The organism is Arthrobacter sp. LFS091 (assembly GCF_047977885.1).
Taxonomy (GTDB): Bacteria; Actinomycetota; Actinomycetes; order Actinomycetales; family Micrococcaceae; genus Arthrobacter.
This window is the reverse complement of sequence record NZ_JBFPFP010000003.1, coordinates 452,363-470,692: the sequence shown is the minus strand read 5'-3', so window position 1 is coordinate 470,692 and position 18,330 is coordinate 452,363. Positions and strand designations below refer to the sequence as shown.

Annotated in this window: 15 protein-coding genes; 9 read left to right on the top strand and 6 right to left on the bottom strand. The window is 64.0% G+C overall.

The features are described from left to right. Positions 1-18: 18 nt before the first annotated feature. On the bottom strand, positions 19-1,374 hold the full coding sequence (locus ACNQOP_RS07915; RefSeq protein ID WP_416403987.1) for an MFS transporter: 1,356 nt from the start codon (positions 1,372-1,374) through the stop codon (positions 19-21). A gap of 589 nt (positions 1,375-1,963) precedes the next feature. Beyond that, positions 1,964-2,635, bottom strand: a complete 672-nt coding sequence (locus tag ACNQOP_RS07910) for a GntR family transcriptional regulator (protein ID WP_235521027.1) — start codon at positions 2,633-2,635, stop codon at positions 1,964-1,966. A 151-nt stretch (positions 2,636-2,786) separates the two neighbouring features. On the opposite strand from ACNQOP_RS07910, the gene glyA reads away from it, so the two are divergent. The 7 genes from glyA to purU are packed head-to-tail and all read left to right on the top strand — an operon-like array spanning position 2,787 to position 11,643. Then, positions 2,787-4,166, top strand: coding sequence for a serine hydroxymethyltransferase (gene glyA, locus ACNQOP_RS07905; protein WP_284986672.1), 1,380 nt, complete (start codon positions 2,787-2,789; stop codon positions 4,164-4,166). Next, a complete protein-coding gene (locus ACNQOP_RS07900) occupies positions 4,163-5,383 on the top strand; it encodes a sarcosine oxidase subunit beta family protein (protein WP_235521032.1) in 1,221 nt (406 codons plus the stop codon). Before glyA ends, ACNQOP_RS07900 begins: the two co-directional genes overlap by 4 nt. Positions 5,384-5,399: 16 nt before the next feature. Continuing rightward, complete coding sequence (locus ACNQOP_RS07895; protein ID WP_284986674.1) at positions 5,400-5,780, top strand: sarcosine oxidase subunit delta; 381 nt, start codon at positions 5,400-5,402, stop codon at positions 5,778-5,780. A 2-nt stretch (positions 5,781-5,782) separates the two neighbouring features. Continuing rightward, positions 5,783-8,728: a 2Fe-2S iron-sulfur cluster-binding protein gene (locus ACNQOP_RS07890; protein ID WP_416403984.1), complete on the top strand. Its 2,946-nt coding sequence runs from the start codon at positions 5,783-5,785 to the stop codon at positions 8,726-8,728. Then, positions 8,721-9,350, top strand: coding sequence for a sarcosine oxidase subunit gamma (locus tag ACNQOP_RS07885; protein WP_416403982.1), 630 nt, complete (start codon positions 8,721-8,723; stop codon positions 9,348-9,350). The genes ACNQOP_RS07890 and ACNQOP_RS07885 overlap by 8 nt, the downstream gene beginning before the upstream one ends. Then, complete coding sequence (locus tag ACNQOP_RS07880; RefSeq protein ID WP_416403980.1) at positions 9,350-10,741, top strand: L-serine ammonia-lyase; 1,392 nt, start codon at positions 9,350-9,352, stop codon at positions 10,739-10,741. Before ACNQOP_RS07885 ends, ACNQOP_RS07880 begins: the two co-directional genes overlap by 1 nt. A gap of 2 nt (positions 10,742-10,743) precedes the next feature. Continuing rightward, positions 10,744-11,643: a formyltetrahydrofolate deformylase gene (gene purU, locus ACNQOP_RS07875; RefSeq protein ID WP_416403978.1), complete on the top strand. Its 900-nt coding sequence runs from the start codon at positions 10,744-10,746 to the stop codon at positions 11,641-11,643. A 98-nt stretch (positions 11,644-11,741) separates the two neighbouring features. On the opposite strand, the gene ACNQOP_RS07870 is transcribed toward purU, so the two are convergent. The 3 genes from ACNQOP_RS07870 to ACNQOP_RS07860 form a co-directional block, all read right to left on the bottom strand. After that, a complete protein-coding gene (locus ACNQOP_RS07870; RefSeq protein WP_257370790.1) occupies positions 11,742-12,251 on the bottom strand; it encodes a DUF456 domain-containing protein in 510 nt (169 codons plus the stop codon). 107 nt (positions 12,252-12,358) lie between these two features. Beyond that, complete coding sequence (locus ACNQOP_RS07865) at positions 12,359-13,549, bottom strand: NAD(P)-dependent malic enzyme (RefSeq protein WP_235521044.1); 1,191 nt, start codon at positions 13,547-13,549, stop codon at positions 12,359-12,361. A 282-nt stretch (positions 13,550-13,831) separates the two neighbouring features. Beyond that, a complete protein-coding gene (locus ACNQOP_RS07860; RefSeq protein ID WP_257370788.1) occupies positions 13,832-14,440 on the bottom strand; it encodes a TetR/AcrR family transcriptional regulator in 609 nt (202 codons plus the stop codon). Positions 14,441-14,641: 201 nt separating this feature from the next. Here ACNQOP_RS07860 and ACNQOP_RS07855 point away from each other — a divergent pair, with 201 nt between their 5' ends. Then, positions 14,642-15,766 carry a VCBS repeat-containing protein gene (locus ACNQOP_RS07855; RefSeq protein ID WP_349469219.1) on the top strand — a complete coding sequence of 375 codons (1,125 nt, stop codon included), beginning with the start codon at positions 14,642-14,644 and terminating at the stop codon, positions 15,764-15,766. Positions 15,767-15,818: 52 nt separating this feature from the next. Next, the gene (locus tag ACNQOP_RS07850) at positions 15,819-16,964 is read left to right on the top strand and encodes an FG-GAP-like repeat-containing protein (protein ID WP_416403975.1); all 1,146 of its coding nucleotides are present in this window, start codon (positions 15,819-15,821) and stop codon (positions 16,962-16,964) included. A 57-nt stretch (positions 16,965-17,021) separates the two neighbouring features. On the opposite strand, the gene ACNQOP_RS07845 is transcribed toward ACNQOP_RS07850, so the two are convergent. Then, the gene (locus ACNQOP_RS07845; protein WP_416403973.1) at positions 17,022-18,326 is read right to left on the bottom strand and encodes an MFS transporter; all 1,305 of its coding nucleotides are present in this window, start codon (positions 18,324-18,326) and stop codon (positions 17,022-17,024) included. Positions 18,327-18,330: the final 4 nt, after the last annotated feature.

Here is an 18,330-nt window from a genome sequence, read left to right as displayed (position 1 = left end):
TTCGATGGGTTGGTTGTTCTAGTCCTGCAGCAGAGGCTTCTTGGAAGACTCCGCGGCGAACAGGACCGCGATGAGGGAAACCAGGGCGGCAGCCACGAGGTACCAACCGGGAGCCAGTTGGTTGTGGGTCATGCCGATAAGAAGGGTGGCCATGAACGGCGCGGTGCCGCCGAACAAAGCGTTGGAGAGGTTGAAGCTGACTGCGAATCCGGTGTAGCGGACCTTCGTGGGGAAGAGTTCGGCCAGGAAGCTCGGCAACGTTCCGTCGTTCAGGGTGAGCATGCCGCCCAGCAGTATCTGCACCAGGACGATCACCAGGAAATTGCCCGTATCCAGGAGCATGAACGCCGGCACCGTCAGCAGCACGAAAAGGACCGACGCCGTGATGAGCATCCGCTTGCGGCCAAACTTGTCCGACGCCATGCCGGTCAGGAAGATGAAGCCGATGTAGCTGGCCAGGGCGATGGTCGTGGCAAGGAACGACTCCGTTGCGCCAAAGCCCAGTTCCTCCGACAGGTACGTGGGCATGTAGCTGAGGATCACGTAGAAGCCCACCGCGTTCAGCAACACTGCGCCGGTGGCAATGATGAGTTGCTTCCGGTAGGTCCTGAACATGGCGAATGCGGGGGCCTTGACTGCGTTGTCCTTGGCCGCGAGCTCCCGGAACGCGGGCGTGTCCTCGAGCTTGGTCCGGATGTACCGGCCGATCAACCCCATGGGGGCAGCCAGCAGGAACGGCAGGCGCCAGCCCCACTCGCTGAGCTGCTCCGGGGTCATCGCTGAACTGAGCAGGGCGGCCAGCAAAGAGCCCAGCAGCAGTCCCGCTGCGGTACTGGCAGGCACGACGGCGGCATAGAGTCCGCGTCGATTCGCCGGCGCGTACTCCACCAGGAAAGCTGACGCCCCGGCGTACTCCCCGGCTGCGGAGAAGCCCTGAATGACGCGCACCAGGAGGAGCAGGATCGGCGCCATCACGCCAATGGTGGCGTAACCGGGAATCAGGGCTATGCAGAAAGTCGCCACGGACATGAGGACGATTGACAGGCTCAGTGCTTGCTTGCGGCCCAGCTTGTCCCCGATGTGGCCCCAGATGAAACCACCCAGGGGCCGGACAAAGAAGCTGATGGCAAACACGCCGAAGGTTGCGAGCAGGGCCGTCTGACGGTCCGACTCGGGGAAGAAAACAGAGGAAATGATGCCGGCCAGGTATCCGTACACCGCGTAATCGAACCACTCGACAAAGTTGCCGATGAAGCTCGCCGTGACCACTCGCCGTCGAGTGTCCTTGCTGACTCCATGGTTGGGATTGGTTGTCCGGTTGAGGCTGGGGTAAGGGCTGCCTTGGTCGGCTGCCACTGAGGATTCATTGCTCATGGTCCACCAAAATCATTGGGGTTGCATTCAACGCAACACTGTTGCACCAGACTAAGTGTGTTGGTGGTCACGGTCAAGAGTCTTTTTTGAAAGGATTATTGGTGCTTTTCGGCGCTGGGTGAGCTTTTGAAGGTCCATGGTGGGGTTGTTCATGTTGTTGCACTCAGCGAGTTCTGGTTGCAATCAACGGAATTCCAAGCCCAACCGTCACTCACAACCCACCCCCCTCACCCCAACCCTCACTCACAACCCACCCCCTTCAGCCCAACCCTCACTCACCGCTGACGCCCAAAAGGCGTGACGACGGCGGCTACCGTCTACCCGCCGTCGGCGCCTGCTCTTCAGGGGACGCCGTGCAGCAGCGGGGAACGCCGGAACGTGAGAGGGGGTCCGGGCCAAACGGGAGGGACGTGAGAGGGGGTTCGGCGCAAACGGGAGGGATGTGAGAGACGGTCCGCCGCAAACGGGAGGGATGTGAGAGAGCGTCGGGAGGGGGGTATCCGGCAGCGCGCGTCTAAGGGAGGAACGACCGAGCGCGCAGAGGATGAGCCCGCCGCCGGAAGGCGGGAGGGCCGCAGGGCGCGAAGCCCTAGAGGACCTTGCGGATGGTCTCTTCGAAGCTGACGACGTGGTGCAGGGCGAGTTCGGCGGCGCGTTCTTCATCGCCGTCGGCAATGGCCGTGAGGAGCTCGGCGTGCTCGGAGATGTGCCCCGAAACGGACGGCATTTTTTCCAGCATGTGGCACCAGATGCGGGTGGCGAGGTTGTCGTAGCGGATCAGGACGTCTTCCAGGTGCGCGTTGGCCGAGGCTTTGTAGATCAGCCGGTGCACTTGGATGTCGTAGCGCATGAGCTCCTGCGAGGAATTGTCCTGGCCGTCCAGCGCGCTGATTGCAGCGGCAACCGCGCGCAGCTCTTCCCGCATCGCAGGACCAGCCATTCGTGCGGCTTTCCGGGAGGCCAGGGGCTCCAGGAGCTCGCGGATCTCGGAAACCTCGGCGAGCTGGGTGATGTCCACTCCGGTGGCAAACGTGCCACGCCGGGGGTAGGACACCACCAGGTGATCGCTTTCCAGTCGCTTGATGGCTTCGCGGACGGGGGTGCGCCCGATGCCGAGTTCGGCGGCGACTTGCCCGTCGTTGATGGGGTCGCCGGGCTTGATGTCCAGCATGATGAGTCGATCACGCAGCAGCAGGTAGGCGTTCTCCGCGAGGGATGTGCCCTGCGGAACGGATTCCAGTGCTTCCAGTGCTGCGCTCATTGCTCTCTCCCGTTAGTCGCATTCCCAGTCTGCCGGATGGATTACCACTGACCTGTTGACGACTATGTGATCTCCAACATACTATTGCAACAGTTCTAATATATCAGTTGCCTAACAGTCGGCACCCAGACAAGCTTTGAAGGAGAACACCATGGTTGAACCCTTGATCCGCCCGCTGTCCCAGGCGGACCCGGAGGTCGATCAGGCGATCGCCCAGGAACTCATCCGCCAGCAGTCCACGCTGGAAATGATTGCTTCCGAGAACTTCGCTCCCACCGCCGTCATGCAGGCGCAGGGATCGGTGCTGACCAATAAGTACGCCGAGGGCTACCCGGGCAAGCGCTACTACGGCGGCTGCGAACACGTTGATGTGATCGAACAGCTGGCCATCGACCGCTTGAAGTCCTTGTTCGGCGCCGAGTACGCGAACGTGCAGCCGCACTCCGGCGCCCAGGCCAACGCCTCCGCCATGCACGCGCTCATCACCCCGGGCGACACCATCATGGGCCTAAACCTGGCCCACGGCGGCCACCTCACCCACGGCATGCGCATCAACTTCTCCGGCAAGTTGTACAACGTTGTTCCCTACGGCGTCCGCGAGGATACCCACACCGTGGACATGGCCGACGTTGAACGCCTGGCCTTGGAAAACAAGCCGAAGCTGATCGTCGCCGGCTGGTCCGCCTACGCCCGGCAGCTGGATTTCGCTGAATTCCGCCGCATTGCCGATCTGGTGGGCGCTTACCTCATGGTTGATATGGCCCACTTCGCCGGACTGGTGGCAGCGGGACTGCACCCCAGCCCCGTTCCACACGCCCACATTGTCACCAGCACCACCCACAAGACTCTGGGCGGACCGCGGGGTGGCGTGATTCTGACCAACGACGCCGACATCGCCAAGAAGGTTAACTCGGCCGTGTTCCCCGGTCAGCAGGGTGGCCCGCTGGAGCACGTCATCGCCGCCAAGGCCGTAGCTTTCAAGATGGCCGCCGAGCCCGAGTTCCAGGAGCGACAGGTCCGCGTATTGGAAGGCTCCAAGATCCTTGCCCAGCGCCTCCTCCAGGACGACGTTGCAGCAGCCGGCATCTCCGTTGTCAGCGGCGGAACTGACGTCCACCTGGTGCTCGCAGACCTCCGCCACTCAGTACTGAACGGCCAGCAGGCCGAAGACACGCTGCACCGAATCGGCATCACGGTCAACCGCAACGCCGTCCCGTTCGACCCCCGCCCGCCCATGGTTTCCTCCGGCCTGCGCATCGGCACCCCGGCCCTCGCCGCACGCGGATTCGGTGCCGAAGACTTCACTGAAGTCTCGGACATCATTGCGACGGCGTTGATCGCCGCGGCAAAGAGCGGCACATCCGCAGGAACCGAAGCAGGCACCGAAGGTGATGTCGCCCTGGACGATGCCACCGCCGTCGAACTCCGCAACCGCGTCACCGCGCTGGCCGACAAGTTTCCCCTTTACCCACACCTCGGCAATGGCGCCAAGGCCAACCTCGAAGCAGAACTGATTGGAGCAGCCCAGTGAGTGCAGACCACCTCCCCGAACACCCGGACTTCCTCTGGCGCAACCCGGACCCTAAGAAGAGCTACGACGCCGTCATTGTCGGCGGCGGCGGCCACGGCCTGGCCACGGCTTATTACCTGGCCAAGAATCACGGCATGACCAACATCGCCATCCTGGAAAAGGGCTGGCTGGCCGGTGGCAACATGGCCCGCAACACCACGATCATCCGTTCCAACTACCTCTGGGACGAGAGCGCCGCCATTTACGAGCACGCCCTCAAGCTGTGGGAAATCCTTCCGGAAGAGCTGGAGTACGACTTCCTGTTCAGCCAGCGCGGCGTGATGAACCTGGCCCACACCTTGGGCGATGTCCGTGAAAGTGTTCGCCGCGTTGGTGCCAACAGGCTCAATGGCGTGGATGCCGAGTGGCTCGACCCGCAGCAGGTCAAGGAACTCTGCCCCATCCTGAACATCAGCGACAACATCCGCTACCCCGTTATGGGCGCCACGTACCAGCCGCGCGCAGGCATCGCGAAGCACGACCACGTGGCCTGGGCCTTTGCCCGCAAGTGCGACGAGCTGGGCGTAGACATCATCCAGAACTGTGAAGTCACCGGCTTCATCAAGGACGGCAACCGCGTCACCGGCGTCAAAACCACCCGCGGCACCATTAATACCGAAAAGGTAGGCCTCTGCGCCGCTGGCCACAGCTCGGTCCTGGCGGAAATGGCCGGTTTCCGCCTGCCGATCCAGTCGCACCCGCTCCAGGCACTGGTGTCCGAACTGCACGAACCAGTCCACCCCACGGTGGTCATGTCCAACCACGTCCACGTCTACGTGTCCCAGGCCCACAAGGGCGAACTGGTGATGGGCGCCGGCGTTGATTCCTACAACGGCTACGGCCAGCGCGGCTCGTTCCACGTGATCGAGGAGCAGATGGCAGCAGCCGTGGAGCTATTCCCGATCTTCGCCAGGGCCCACGTGCTCCGGACCTGGGGCGGCATTGTGGACACCACCCTGGACGCCTCACCGATTGTGGGCCTCTCCCCCGTGGAGAACATGTTCGTCAACTGTGGTTGGGGAACCGGTGGCTTCAAGGGAACCCCTGCAGCCGGCCTGACTTTCGCGCACACCATCGCCACCGGCGCACCGCACAAGCTGAACAAGCCGTTCGCGCTGGAACGCTTCGAGACCGGCGCCTTGATCGACGAACACGGCGCCGCAGCCGTGGCCCACTAGCCAGGACAGGACAGACATGCTCCTCATTTCTTGCCCCAACTGCGGGCCACGCGACGAAACCGAATTCCACTACGGCGGACAGGCGCACATCGCCTACCCGGAAAACCCGAATGACCTCACGGACCGCGAGTGGGCCGAGTACCTCTTCTACCGCGAGAACACCAAGGGCACTTTCGCCGAGCGCTGGGTCCACAGCACCGGATGCCGGCAGTGGTTCAACATGCTCCGCGACACCGTGAGCTACGACATCCACTCGATCTACGCGATGGGCCAGCAACGCCCCGATCTCCAGGCAGACAAACCGAGTGAGTTCAGCCAGGCCGGCGAGTTCGGCCAGGAACCCGGGTTGGCCCCCGGCGCCGCTACCACCGCACCCACCTCCTCGGAAGGAGTCTAGAAGTGACCAGCAAGAACGCACGCCTCGCCACCGGCGGACGCATCGATCGCAGCATCTCCTGGCGCTTCACCGTGGACGGCCAGGAATTCACTGGCCACCCGGGTGACACCATCGCATCGGCGCTGCTGGCCAACGGCCACATCAACGCCGGCAACTCCCTTTACGAGGACCGCCCGCGCGGCATCATGGCCGCCGGCGTGGAAGAGTCCAACGCCTTGGTCAAGATCGCCCCGCGCTTCCCGGGCCACGTTGCCGAGTCCATGCTTCCCGCCACGGCAGTGTCTTTGGTGGACGGCATGAACATTGAGCTCCTGTCCGGCCTGGGCAAGCTTGATCCCAACGAGGACAAGGCCGAGTACGACAAGAAGTACGTCCACACGGACGTCCTGATAGTTGGCGGCGGCATTGCCGGCCTGGCAGCTGCCCGCGAGGCCGTCCGCACCGGCGCCCGCGTCATCCTCATCGACGACCAGCCCGAGCTCGGCGGCGCCTTGCTTTCGGGTTCCACCGCTGAAGGCCTGGCCGACACCGTTGAGGGCAAGCCGGCCCTGGAATGGGTTGCGGACGTTGAAACGGAGCTGGTCTCGGCCGCGGAATGCACAGTATTGAACCGCACCACCGCTTTCGGCTCCTACGATTCCAACTACTTCATCGCGGCCCAGAACCGCACGGACCACCTGAGCGTTCCGGCAGCCCCGGGAGTCAGCCGCCAGCGTATTTGGCACATCCGTGCTAAGCAGGTTGTCCTGGCCCCCGGTGCCCACGAACGTCCCCTGGTTTTCGAGAACAACGATCGTCCGGGCATCATGCTTGCCTCCGCTGCACGCACGTACCTCAACCGGTACGCCGTCGCCGCCGGTTCGCGGGTGGTCATCAGCACCACCAACGACTCCGCCTACGCGCTTGCCGCGGACCTGAAGGCAGCAGGCGTGGCGATTGCCGCCGTCGTGGATGCTCGTCCGCAGATCAGCGCGAAGGCCGCTGCCGCCGTCGAGTCCGGTATCCGGGTCCTGATCGGCAGCGCCGTGGCGGACACCTCGGCGGATGAGAACGGCCGCCTGAATGGCGTCACCGTCCGCAGCATCAACGACGACGGCGAACTCACCTCGGGCGTCGAACAGCTGGCTGCCGATCTGCTCGCAGTCTCCGGTGGTTGGAGCCCGGTGGTCCACCTCCACAGCCAGCGCCAAGGCAAGCTGCGTTGGGACGACAAGCTCGCAGCTTTCATTCCCACCAAGCCGGTCCGCGACCAGCAGGTGGTGGGTGCGGGCCGTGGCAGCTTTGAACTCGAGGACTGCCTTGCTGAGGGCATTTCCGCGGGAGCAGCAGCGTCCATTGCCGCCGGCTTCGAGTCGGCAACCACCCCCGTGGAACTGCAGGAACCCGTGGCCAGCGCACCGAGCCGCCAACTCTGGCTGGTTCCCGGACAGACCGGTGAACCGGGCGAATGGCACCACCACTTCGTGGACTTCCAGCGCGACCAGTCGGTGGCCGACGTCCTTCGTTCCACCGGTGCCGGCATGCGGTCCGTAGAACACGTCAAGCGGTACACCTCCATCAGCACCGCGAACGACCAGGGCAAGACGTCCGGCGTCAACGCGATCGGCGTCATCGCCGCTGCGCTGAAGTTCGGCGGCGCCGAGAGCATTCCCGGCGTGGGCGAGATCGGCACCACCGCATACCGTGCACCGTTCACACCCGTGGCCTTCGCAGCGTTGGCAGGCCGCCAGCGCGGCGAGCTGTTCGACCCCGCCCGCGTCACCTCCATCCACCCGTGGCACGTTGCCCAGGGCGCATTGTTTGAAGATGTTGGACAGTGGAAGCGCCCTTGGTACTACCCGCAAGGCAGCGAGGACATGGACACCGCGGTCCTGCGTGAATGCGCAGCCGTCCGCGATTCCGTGGGTTTCATGGACGCCACCACGCTGGGCAAGATCGAAATCCGCGGAAAGGACGCCGGTGAATTCCTGAACCGCGTGTACACCAACGCATTCAAGAAGCTCGCCCCGGGATCCGCCCGCTACGGTGTCATGTGCACCCTGGACGGCATGATCTTCGACGACGGCGTGACCCTTCGCCTGGACGAGGACCGCTACTTCATGACCACCACGACAGGCGGCGCCGCGAAAGTGCTGGACTGGCTGGAAGAGTGGCACCAAACGGAGTGGCCGGAGCTGGACGTGGTGTGCACCTCTGTCACCGAGCAGTGGACCACCATCGCCGTCGTGGGCCCGAAGTCCCGCGCCGTGATCGCCAAGGTTGCACCCCAGCTCGCCGAAAACGGTGGCCTGGAGGCCGAGAACTTCCCGTTCATGACGTTCCGCGAAACCACGCTGGCGTCCGGAGTGCAGGCACGCGTTTGCCGCATCTCCTTCTCCGGCGAACTCGCCTACGAAATCAACATCCCGTCCTGGTACGGACTCAACACCTGGGAAGCAGTTGCTGCCGCAGGTGCCGAGTTCAACATCACCCCGTACGGCACGGAAACCATGCACGTGCTCCGCGCCGAAAAGGGCTACCCGATCGTGGGGCAGGACACCGACGGCACGGTCACCCCGCAGGACGCCGGCATGGACTGGATCGTTTCCAAAGCCAAGGACTTCATCGGCAAGCGCTCCTACCTTCGGCAGGACGCAAGCCGCGAGGACCGCAAGCACCTGGTGAGCGTCCTCCCCGTGGACCACTCGCTCCGTTTGCCGGAAGGCACGCAGTTGGTGGAAAAGGGCATCCCGGTCAACCCGGCCAACGGACCCGTCCCCATGGAGGGCTTCGTGACCTCCAGCTACCACAGCGCCGCGCTGGGCCGTTCCTTCGCCCTGGCTCTCATTCAAAACGGCCGCAACCGCATCGGTGAGACCCTGGTGGCCTCGCTGGGAGACCAATTGGTGGACGTGGTTGTTGGCGAAACCGTACTTTTCGATGCTGAAGGGACCCGCAAAGATGGCTGAAACAGCAACCCCCGCAGAAACCGTGAGCCGTGCACGCCGCAGCCCGGCCCAGCACCTGGCTGAGGCGTTCACGTCCGGCTCAGTTCCGGGCACAGTGACGCTCACCGAGATCCCGTACCAGGCCATGGTGGGCATCCGGGTTGACCGAAAGTCCGACGCCGGTGCACGGGTTGCGTCCGTCATCGGCGGCTTACCTGCCGCTTGCGGCGAGGTGACGGGCAAGGATTCCGTGAACACCCTGTGGCTCGGCCCCACCGAGTTCCTGGTGGTGGCCCCCGAAGAAGCCCACGATTCCCTGGGCGGCTCCCTGGTCAGCGATCTGACCACTGCCTTGGGCAACGACGCCGGCCAGGTGGTGGACCTGTCCGCCAACCGCACCACGTTCGAGCTCTCCGGCAGCCACGCCCGGGCAGTCCTGGAGAAGACCTGCTCACTGGACCTGCACCCCCGCGTTTTCAAGCCGGGCACGGCTGTTTCCACGGAACTGGCGCACATCCCAGTGATGCTGTGGAAGACTTCGGAGGACTCCTACCGGATCTTTCCCCGGGCCTCGTTTGCCGACTTCCTGGGCCGTTGGCTCCTGGACGCCATGAGGGAATACGCCTCCCCTGAGGTTCCCTGATGGCACTGAGTGTGCTTGACCTGTTTTCTGTTGGCATCGGACCGTCGTCCTCACACACGGTGGGCCCGATGCGTGCGGCAAAGCAGTTCACGGATGGTCTTGAATCGTCCGGCCAGCTTCCGGCCACGGTGCGCGTCCAGGCTGAGCTTTTCGGCTCCCTGGGCGCCACCGGCCGGGGCCACGGCTCTGACAAAGCCGTGGTGCTGGGACTGCAGGGCCACTCTCCCGAAACTGTGGATACCCACACTGCGGATGACCAGGTGGCCGCCGCTGCCTTGGACGCCGAGCTGCGTCTGGGCGGGAACCACCGCGTTGACTTCAATTGGGACGAGGACGTGGTCCTGCACCGCCGTAAGTCCCTGCCGGCCCATCCCAACGGCATGACGTTCCGGGCCCTGGACCACACCGGGACGGTCCTGCGGGAGCGCAGCTACTACTCCATCGGGGGCGGCTTCGTGGTGGACGGCGACGTCTCCGGAGCCGACAAAGTGGTGGCTGACAATACGGTGCTCCCTTACCCGTTCACCACGGCGGACCAACTCCTGGAGATCTGCGAGCGCGAAGGCATGTCCATTTCGGACGTCATGTTGGCCAACGAACTGGTGTGGCGCTCCGAGGACGAACTTCGTGAGCGGCTGCTGGGCATTTGGGCCGTCATGCAGGAGTGCGTGGACAACGGCTGCTCTGCCGAGGGAATCCTGCCGGGAGGCCTGAAGGTCAGGCGACGGGCGCCGTCGTTGTTCAAGAAGCTTTCCGAAACCGACGCCGACCTGAACGGCGCGAATTCAGCCGACCCCCTCCTGGCCATGGAATGGGTGAACCTGTTCGCCCTGGCCGTGAACGAGGAAAACGCCGCGGGCGGCAGGATTGTCACTGCACCCACCAACGGTGCCGCCGGAATTGTCCCGGCCGTGCTGCACTATTACACCAAGTTTGTTCCGGGAGCCAACGACGACGGTGTCGTTCGGTTCCTGCTGGCGGCGGCCGCAGTCGGAATCCTGTTCAAGATCAACGCCTCCATCTCCGGCGCCGAGGTTGGCTGCCAGGGCGAGGTAGGTTCGGCCTGCTCCATGGCCGCTGCCGGGCTCTGCGAAGTCCTGGGCGGAACACCGGAGCAAGTGGAAAATGCGGCCGAGGTGGGCATTGAGCACAACCTTGGGCTCACCTGCGATCCCGTGGGCGGGCTGGTGCAGATCCCCTGCATCGAGCGCAACGCCATTGCCAGCGTCAAGGCGATCAACGCAGCCCGCCTTGCACTGCATGGCGATGGCAGCCACAAGGTATCGCTGGACAAAGCCATCAAGACCATGCGCGAAACGGGCGCAGATATGAAATCCAAGTACAAAGAGACCTCCCGTGGGGGCCTCGCCGTCAACGTAGTGGAGTGCTAGCCATGACTGCCATTCAAGCTGAAACCGCCGTTCCTTCCGGCCCGGAGACCACCGTGGAACACGTCCTCACCCTGGACTGCCCCGAGGGTCCGGGAATCGTGCACGCCGTGTCCGGCTTCCTGCTGGAACACGGTTGCGACATCATCGACAACAAACAGTTCGGCGATCGCGCCGAGGGTCACTTCTTCATGCGCGTGCACTTCGCGTCCGACGGCGATGCCTCCACTGTGGATGCCCTGCGGGAAGCTTTTGCGCCGGTGGGCGACAAGTACGCCATGAACTGGCAGCTGGAACGCCAGGGTTACAAACGCCGCGTGCTGATCATGGTTTCCAAGTTCGGGCACTGCCTGAACGACCTGCTGTTCCGGGCAAGGATCGGGGAGCTGCCCATCGACGTGGTGGGCGTGGTGTCCAACCACACCGATCACCAGGGCCTGGCGGAGTGGCACGGGATTCCGTTCTTCCACGTTCCGGTCACGGCTGCCACCAAGCCCGAGGCCGAGGGTCGCCTGTTGGAGATCATCGATGAGCTGGACGTGGAGCTCATTGTCCTGGCCCGTTACATGCAGGTGCTCAGCGATGACCTGGCACGCAAGCTCGACGGCCGGGCCATCAACATCCACCACTCGTTCCTGCCCAGCTTCAAAGGTGCCAAGCCATACCACCAGGCCTACGCCCGCGGTGTGAAAACCGTCGGTGCCACGGCCCACTACGTGAACGGGGAGCTGGACGAAGGGCCCATCATCGCCCAGCAGGTGGTGGAAGTGGACCACACGTTTGGACCCGAGGACCTGGTGGCCGCCGGTCGGGACACCGAATGCAAGGCACTCAGCAACGCCGTTCGCTGGCACTGCGAGGGCCGGATCATCCTCAATGGGAACAGGACGATCGTGCTGAAGTAGGGCTTTGCTTTCCCGATTCGACGGCTTGCTGCCATATAGACGGTTTGAGCCGTCGAATGCGCAGCGAGCCGTCGAATTGGCTGTTTAAGACGCCCGTCCTAAGGGCCTCCGTAGACCGCCTCGGCCCAGACCCCGATGATCCATGTGGTCGCCGCCGCGCAGGCGAGTCCGAATTCCACCAGCATCCCTATGCCGGTGGCTTTCAGCGCGGCGCCACTGGACCGCAGCGCGGTCTTGAAGTTCCGCGTGCGTTGGACCTCGCTGAGGAGAAGCCCCAGGGCGAACCCCACAAAGAGCCCCACCACGGGGATAACGAACATGCCCACCACACCCAGCAGCACGCCAATCAGCACCGATCTGTTGGGGATCCCGTGCTGCTTCATTTTGCGGCCGGTCAGCACGGCACTGGCCGCCATTCCGGACACCACAAACAGCATGCCCACAGCAAAGATCACCCATCCCATGCCACCAGCGCCGCCCCAGATGGCCCACGCCAAAAGGCTTGCACCGATCAGGATGCTGCCCGGCAATACGGGGATGATGGTTCCAACGACGCCCACTGCTATGGCCAGGCCGCACAGGATGGTCACGATGAGTTCGGCGTTCATGGCCCCAGTCTAGGTGCGGCCGGCAGCCCAGCCTGCCACTTAAAGAACGACGGCGACGCTCCCCAGCACGGGAGGCGTCGCCGTCGTCGGTCTTGTGTTGGTGAACGCTACTCAGCTACGGCGGCAGCAACTGCCGCGGTGACGGCGGGTGCCACGCGTGCATCCAGCGGGCTCGGCACGATGTAGTCGGCGGAAAGGTCCTCAGCGGCCAGTTCAGCGATGGCGTTGGCTGCGGCGATCTTCATGGCCGGAGTGATCCTGCGGGCGCCGGCATCCAATGCGCCGCGGAAGATGCCGGGGAAGGCCAGGACGTTGTTGATCTGGTTGGGGAAGTCGCTGCGGCCGGTGGCAACAACGGCTGCATACTGCTGGGCGACCTCGGGGAGAACTTCCGGATCCGGGTTGGACAGCGCGAACACGATCGACTGATCGTTCATGAGCTTCAGGTGCTCTTCGTCCAGCTTGGAGGAGGAGACGCCGACGAAAACGTCGGCGCCGGTGAGGCCTTCGCCCGGGCCGCCCGTGACCCCACGGGGGTTGGTGCGTGCGGCCATCCGGGCTTTGACACTGCCGGGATCAGCCACGAGGTCGGCACGCTCAGCGTTCACCACACCCTTGGAGTCGAGCAGGATGACGTCCTTGATGCCAACCGCCAGCAGGATTTCGGCGATGGCGATGCCTGCGGCACCGGCGCCGGAAACAACCACCTTGAGGCCGGCGAGTTCGCGCTGGGTCACCTTGGCGGCGTTGGTCAACGCTGCGAGGACGACGACGGCGGTGCCGTGCTGGTCATCGTGCATGACGGGGCAATCCAGTGCTTCGATGAGGCGCTCTTCCAGCTCGAAGCAGCGGGGAGCCGAGATGTCCTCGAGGTTGACTGCGCCGAAGCTCGGACGGAGGCGGACCAGGGTCTCGATGATCTCATCGACGTTGGTGGTGTTCAATACCAACGGAATGGAGTCGAGATCGCCAAAGGACTTGAACAGGGCAGACTTGCCCTCCATGACGGGCAGGGAAGCGCTGGGCCCAATGTTGCCGAGGCCGAGGACTGCGGTGCCATCGCTGACAACCACAACAAGGCGCTCTGCCCAGGTGTGCGTGCGGGCGAGCTCCGGGTTGGCATGGATTGCGCGGCTGACCTGCGCAACTCCGGGGGTGTAGGCGATGGAAAGATCGCGCTTGTTGTCCAGGGGTACGGTGCTGGAGATGGTCAGCTTGCCGCCCTCATGGGCTGCAAAGATCTCTTCTTCGCTCAGTACCAGGGCGTCGTTGTCAGTAGCAATTGTCTCGATGGACACGTCGTTGTCTCCTCAGGCTAGCCGTGGTCCCACGGCACGATGTCAGGGCAGGAACAGAACTGCTGTGCGGGCCAAGGGTGGCTGGCCCGGCGTTGCTTCTGCAGGTAAGGGGGCTGCTAGCCGCTTCGGTGCTTCCAGCCTAGGGAACGGCGAAGGGTACAAGATTCAATACCAAGAGAGACGATTCAGGAGTAAAACGTTCAACCAGGCGAAAGTGTGAGCCACGTCATGCCATAAAGCGGCTTCTCGGAGGGGATCGGTCTAGACCACCGGGTGACTTTGCTAATCGCCGGTCAACAGCGTGCAGGCCTTCTTCAGGTCCTTTTCTGCCTCAAAAAGGGACAACCGGCGGCACCGGACAGCCTGGACGAGGCCACTCACCAGGTGCAGCAGAATTCGGGCACGCACAGTGTCCTTACCGGTGTCCTTGCTGAGCGAACCAACGACTTCCTCGGACAGGGCGTCGATTTCACGCAGCAGCTGCGCCGTATCCTCATCCTTGCCTGCGGGACGGATCAGGCAGTGCTCCACGCCGGGCTGCATGACCCTCAAGTGGAAAATCTCCATCATCAAACCAGCGAGCGCGTGCCCCTTGCCTTCCCGACGCCGGACGCCCTCCCGGAGCTCACGCAGCTGTTGCCGGTACACAGCAAGCATGAGGTGGGCCGTCGAGGGAAAGTACCGGTACAGCGTGCCCAGTGGCACGTCCGCGCGCGCAGCGACGTCAGAAAGGCTCAAGGTATCGAACTGCCGCTGGGCAAAGCCGGCTGCTGTCCTGAGGATCCGGGCATAGCGGAGCTGCTGCCGCGGTGTGGTGGGCGCGGCAGCCATACGGGGCAACCCCGTGGTCAGGTCAAGGGAGTACGGTTCCAGTGAATTTGATACGGGCATTTCCGGCGATCTCTTGGCAGGCTGACAAGGAAACGGCCGGCTGGGTTGAGACCCACGGCTGGCCGATCGCATCAATGATACGGGAGCTAAATGACCGTTTCCTGAGAGTTGGCCCGAGGCCGCGGCATGCACGCCGATCCCCCGTATTGTGGCCGCCCCCACATACACTTCTCAACAGGTCTGGTACACGGGAGGAAACACATGCAGGGATTTCGACGTCGGGTGGCAGCAGCTCTGCTGGCCGCCACTGTGGCGGCCATGGCACTTGGCGCAATACCGGCGTCGGCAGCTCCCAGCGGTCCCGATCCCATCCTCAACGGTGCAGCGTTCGTCGGGCAGAAGCTGACCGCAGATATTGGCCCGTACACGTTTTACGGGTGCGGAGGCGGCAAGGGGCCGGACTTCACTGTTTATTGGACTCGGGACGGTTTCCTGGTGGCAGGCGAAACGGCGCGAAGCTACGACCTGGGGCCCGACGACACCGGGGCGCGCATGGCGGTGCATGTCACTGCCAGCAAAACCGCGTGCGGTGGCGAGTCCCTGCACAGTACGGAGACAAGGCCAGTGGGGGACGTCAACCGGGCAGCCGGCTTTACTGGCCGGAGCTTCGAGCTTTTGACCCGGGCAAACGATGGCTCACTGCTGCTGTACGGGCGGAAAGGCGGCGCATGGGACCCCGCTAAAACGGTGGGTTGGGGGTTCAACATCTTTAACCTGGCCCTCTCCCCCGGCGACTTCGACGGGGACGGCAAAAGCGATGTGATCGTCCGCGACACAGCTGGAGGGCTTTACCTGTTCAGCGGGGACGGCGCCGGTGGCTGGAAGCCCGCCCGAAGCATCGGCAACGGGTGGAACGTCTTCGATTCCATCGTCAGCCCGGGCGACTTCAACGGCGACGGGAACAACGACATCCTCGCCCGCGAGCCCGGCGGAGCCCTCTACCTCTACCCCGGCAACGGTGCCGGCGGCTGGTTGGCGCGTACCGCCGTCGGGACCGGCTGGAACGTGATGGATGCACTGGTGACCCCGGGAGATTTCAACGGTGACGGCACCGTGGACGTCCTGGCGCGGGACCGCAACGGGTACCTGTACTTCTATGGAGGAAACGGCTCCGGAGGATGGACCCGATCCTGGATGATCGGCGTCGGCTGGAATGCGTTGAAGTCGATCGGAGCTGCGGGGGACTTCAACGGCGACGGCTTCCCCGATGTTTATGCCGTGGACCAGCAGGGGCGGCTGGTTGCCTACTACAGCGATGGACGCAGCGGCTGGAAGGGTTCGGAGGCCGTCGGCGCAGGCTTCGGGTGGTTTACAGCGATCTTCTAGCAACATCCCAGCCGCGGTACCATTAACCACATAAAAGTCTGGGGAGGACACAATGAGTGCTTCATCACGCCCTGCGTTCGGCGTGCGCCGGGCACTGGCTGGGATCGCGGCGGCCGTCGTTGCCATGGCAACGTTTGCGCCGGCTCCCGCCATGGCAACCATGGATCCGGAGCCGCCGGTTATCACCGGAGCCCCTTACGTCGGATCGACACTCACAGTTTCATGGGACCCGTACGCCTATAAGGGCTGTGGCGCCGGAGCCGGTCCCGACACACGCATCTACTGGACCCGCGACGGCGAGGTAGCCACAGACCACCCCACATGGCCCAACTACGTCCTTGGCGAAGAGGACCGCGGCAAGACCATAGCCGCCCACCTGGTCGCAAACTACCCCTGCGAAAACATGGAGGTGGCCAGCGAAGAGACCGCCCCCATCTCCGCGTCCCACCGGCCCAGCGGCTTCACCAGCCGGAGCGCCTTCGAGCTGCTGGCCCGCCGCTCGGATGGCGCACTGATGATGTACCCGCGCATCAACAACACCTGGGAGCCCGCACGTACGGTAGGCGTCGGCTGGAACATCTTCCCCACGGTCCTGTCCCCGGGTGATTTCGACGGCGACGGCAACAACGACGTGCTCGGCCGGGACTCCGCCGGGGGCCTCTACTTGTACAGCGGCGACGGCGCCGGGGGCTGGACGGGCCCGCGCAAAGTGGGCACCGGCTGGAACATCTTCACGGCGCTGGTCTCCCCCGGGGACTTCAACAGCGACGGCACCAACGACGTCCTCGCACGCGATGCCAACGGCGTCCTCTATCTCTACCCCGGCGACGGGCATGGAGGGTGGTTGCCGCGTTCCGTAGCCGGGCAGGGCTGGAACGCCCTGAATACCATCATCACTCCCGGCGATTTCGACGGCGACACCAACGTCGACGTCCTGGCACGCGACTCCGCAGGATCCTTGAAGCTATACCGCGGCAACGGCGCCGGCGGCTGGAACGGCATGAGTGTTGTGGGTCAGGGTTGGAACGGCTTGAGCAAAATTGGCAGTGCCGGAGACATCAACGGTGACGGAAACTTCGACGTCTTCGCCGTCGACGGATCAGGCCAGCTGAAGGCCTACTACGGAAACGGCAAGGGCGGCTGGAACGGCTCCGGAGTGGTTGGTTGGGGCTGGGGCGGGTTCACGGACCTCTTCTAGTTTTCGCTTCGTGGGACCCCGCACCGAGAGCCGCCGCGCAACGGCTGTCTTCCAGGCCTAGTCAACGCTCTTGATCTTCACCACGAACACGGCGCCCAGAAGCCCGATGACTGCGGCGGCTATGTACAACGAAACGTAGCCGCCCAAGGAGTCAACAAACAGGAAGGCAATCGCCGGGGCGAGCACTTGAGGAAGGGAATTCGCGATGTTGATGACGCCAAGGTCCCGGCCGCGGTCCAAAGCAGTGGGCAGTACCTGGGTAATGAGCGCGAAGTCCACCGCAAGGTAGGCCCCAAAACCGATTCCGAGCACGGCCGCGCCGGCAAGTCCGCCGATCCACGTCGGAGCAAAAGCAAGAATCAGAGATGCCGCGGCAATGATGACCGACGACGCTATGACCAAGGGCTTCCGCTTTCCCATCCGGTCACTTATGCGCCCGCCCAGAACGCTGGTGATGATGACGGTCACCGCGTAAAGGCCGGTCAAGACAAGCACGCCAAATTCCGGCTCAATACCCTCCGTTTCCTTAAGCCGGACGACATCGCTGAGGAAAAAGAGCAGATACAGCGTGACCATGTGGTTACCGGTGCTGACCAGGAGCCGGGTCAGCCAAGCCCAGGCGAAATCCGGATAGCGTTTGGGCGAAACCCAGAAGCCCCCGACGAACCGCCACAGGCTGAACGGCGGCCGCTCCTGCTGCGGCAGTGGTTGGTCGTCGCTCTTGAACAGGTAAAGCACGACGCCGGCCAACAGCGCCGCTGCGCACACCCAGTAACCGGCGGCAAAGTTTCCGGCCACGACGGCCGCGATCACGGCACCAACGAGGATGCCTACCGTTTGTCCCATGGCAGCCAGGCCGCCCACCGTTCCACGCTGGGGCACAGGAACGCGGTCCGGGACAGCGGCCGTTATTGCGGCGTACATGGCGTTGGCGCCGGCCTGCACCAAGCACCACAGGGACGCCATCACGGCAACGTTCGGAGCACCTGCCAAGGCCACAAGGGCGACTGCGCCGAGAATGGCACCCATGAGGACCCATGGGACACGGCGCCCAAAGCGGGAGGTAGTCCGGTCGCTGAAGGCGCCGAACAAGGGGTTGGCCACCATCGAAACGGCCGCACCGCACCCCGTCACCAGCGCAAGGATCGCTTCCTTCTGGCCCTCGTCAAAGTGCGCGGCCTGCTGACCCAGAAGCACCTGGAGGGGACCAAAAAACGCGGCGTTGATGCCCAAGTTGACCAGCACCACGCCAGTGACCCAAAGCGGCCTGACCCGATCAACCGGCTCGGCGAGTGCCGTGGCGGTGCCGCCGTGGATGGCGGTTGGGTCCGGCACCGGGCCCGGAAGGTCGGACAGGCTCATGGAC

Coding starts and splice junctions, on each gene's coding strand:
- ACNQOP_RS07915 (WP_416403987.1), bottom strand. CDS start 1,374: ATGAGCAATGAATCCTCAGTGGCAGCCGACCAAGGCAGCCCTTACCCC.
- ACNQOP_RS07910 (WP_235521027.1), bottom strand. CDS start 2,635: ATGAGCGCAGCACTGGAAGCACTGGAATCCGTTCCGCAGGGCACATCC.
- glyA (WP_284986672.1), top strand. CDS start 2,787: ATGGTTGAACCCTTGATCCGCCCGCTGTCCCAGGCGGACCCGGAGGTC.
- ACNQOP_RS07895 (WP_284986674.1), top strand. CDS start 5,400: ATGCTCCTCATTTCTTGCCCCAACTGCGGGCCACGCGACGAAACCGAA.
- ACNQOP_RS07885 (WP_416403982.1), top strand. CDS start 8,721: ATGGCTGAAACAGCAACCCCCGCAGAAACCGTGAGCCGTGCACGCCGC.
- ACNQOP_RS07880 (WP_416403980.1), top strand. CDS start 9,350: ATGGCACTGAGTGTGCTTGACCTGTTTTCTGTTGGCATCGGACCGTCG.
- purU (WP_416403978.1), top strand. CDS start 10,744: ATGACTGCCATTCAAGCTGAAACCGCCGTTCCTTCCGGCCCGGAGACC.
- ACNQOP_RS07870 (WP_257370790.1), bottom strand. CDS start 12,251: ATGAACGCCGAACTCATCGTGACCATCCTGTGCGGCCTGGCCATAGCA.
- ACNQOP_RS07860 (WP_257370788.1), bottom strand. CDS start 14,440: ATGCCCGTATCAAATTCACTGGAACCGTACTCCCTTGACCTGACCACG.
- ACNQOP_RS07855 (WP_349469219.1), top strand. CDS start 14,642: ATGCAGGGATTTCGACGTCGGGTGGCAGCAGCTCTGCTGGCCGCCACT.
- ACNQOP_RS07850 (WP_416403975.1), top strand. CDS start 15,819: ATGAGTGCTTCATCACGCCCTGCGTTCGGCGTGCGCCGGGCACTGGCT.
- ACNQOP_RS07845 (WP_416403973.1), bottom strand. CDS start 18,326: ATGAGCCTGTCCGACCTTCCGGGCCCGGTGCCGGACCCAACCGCCATC.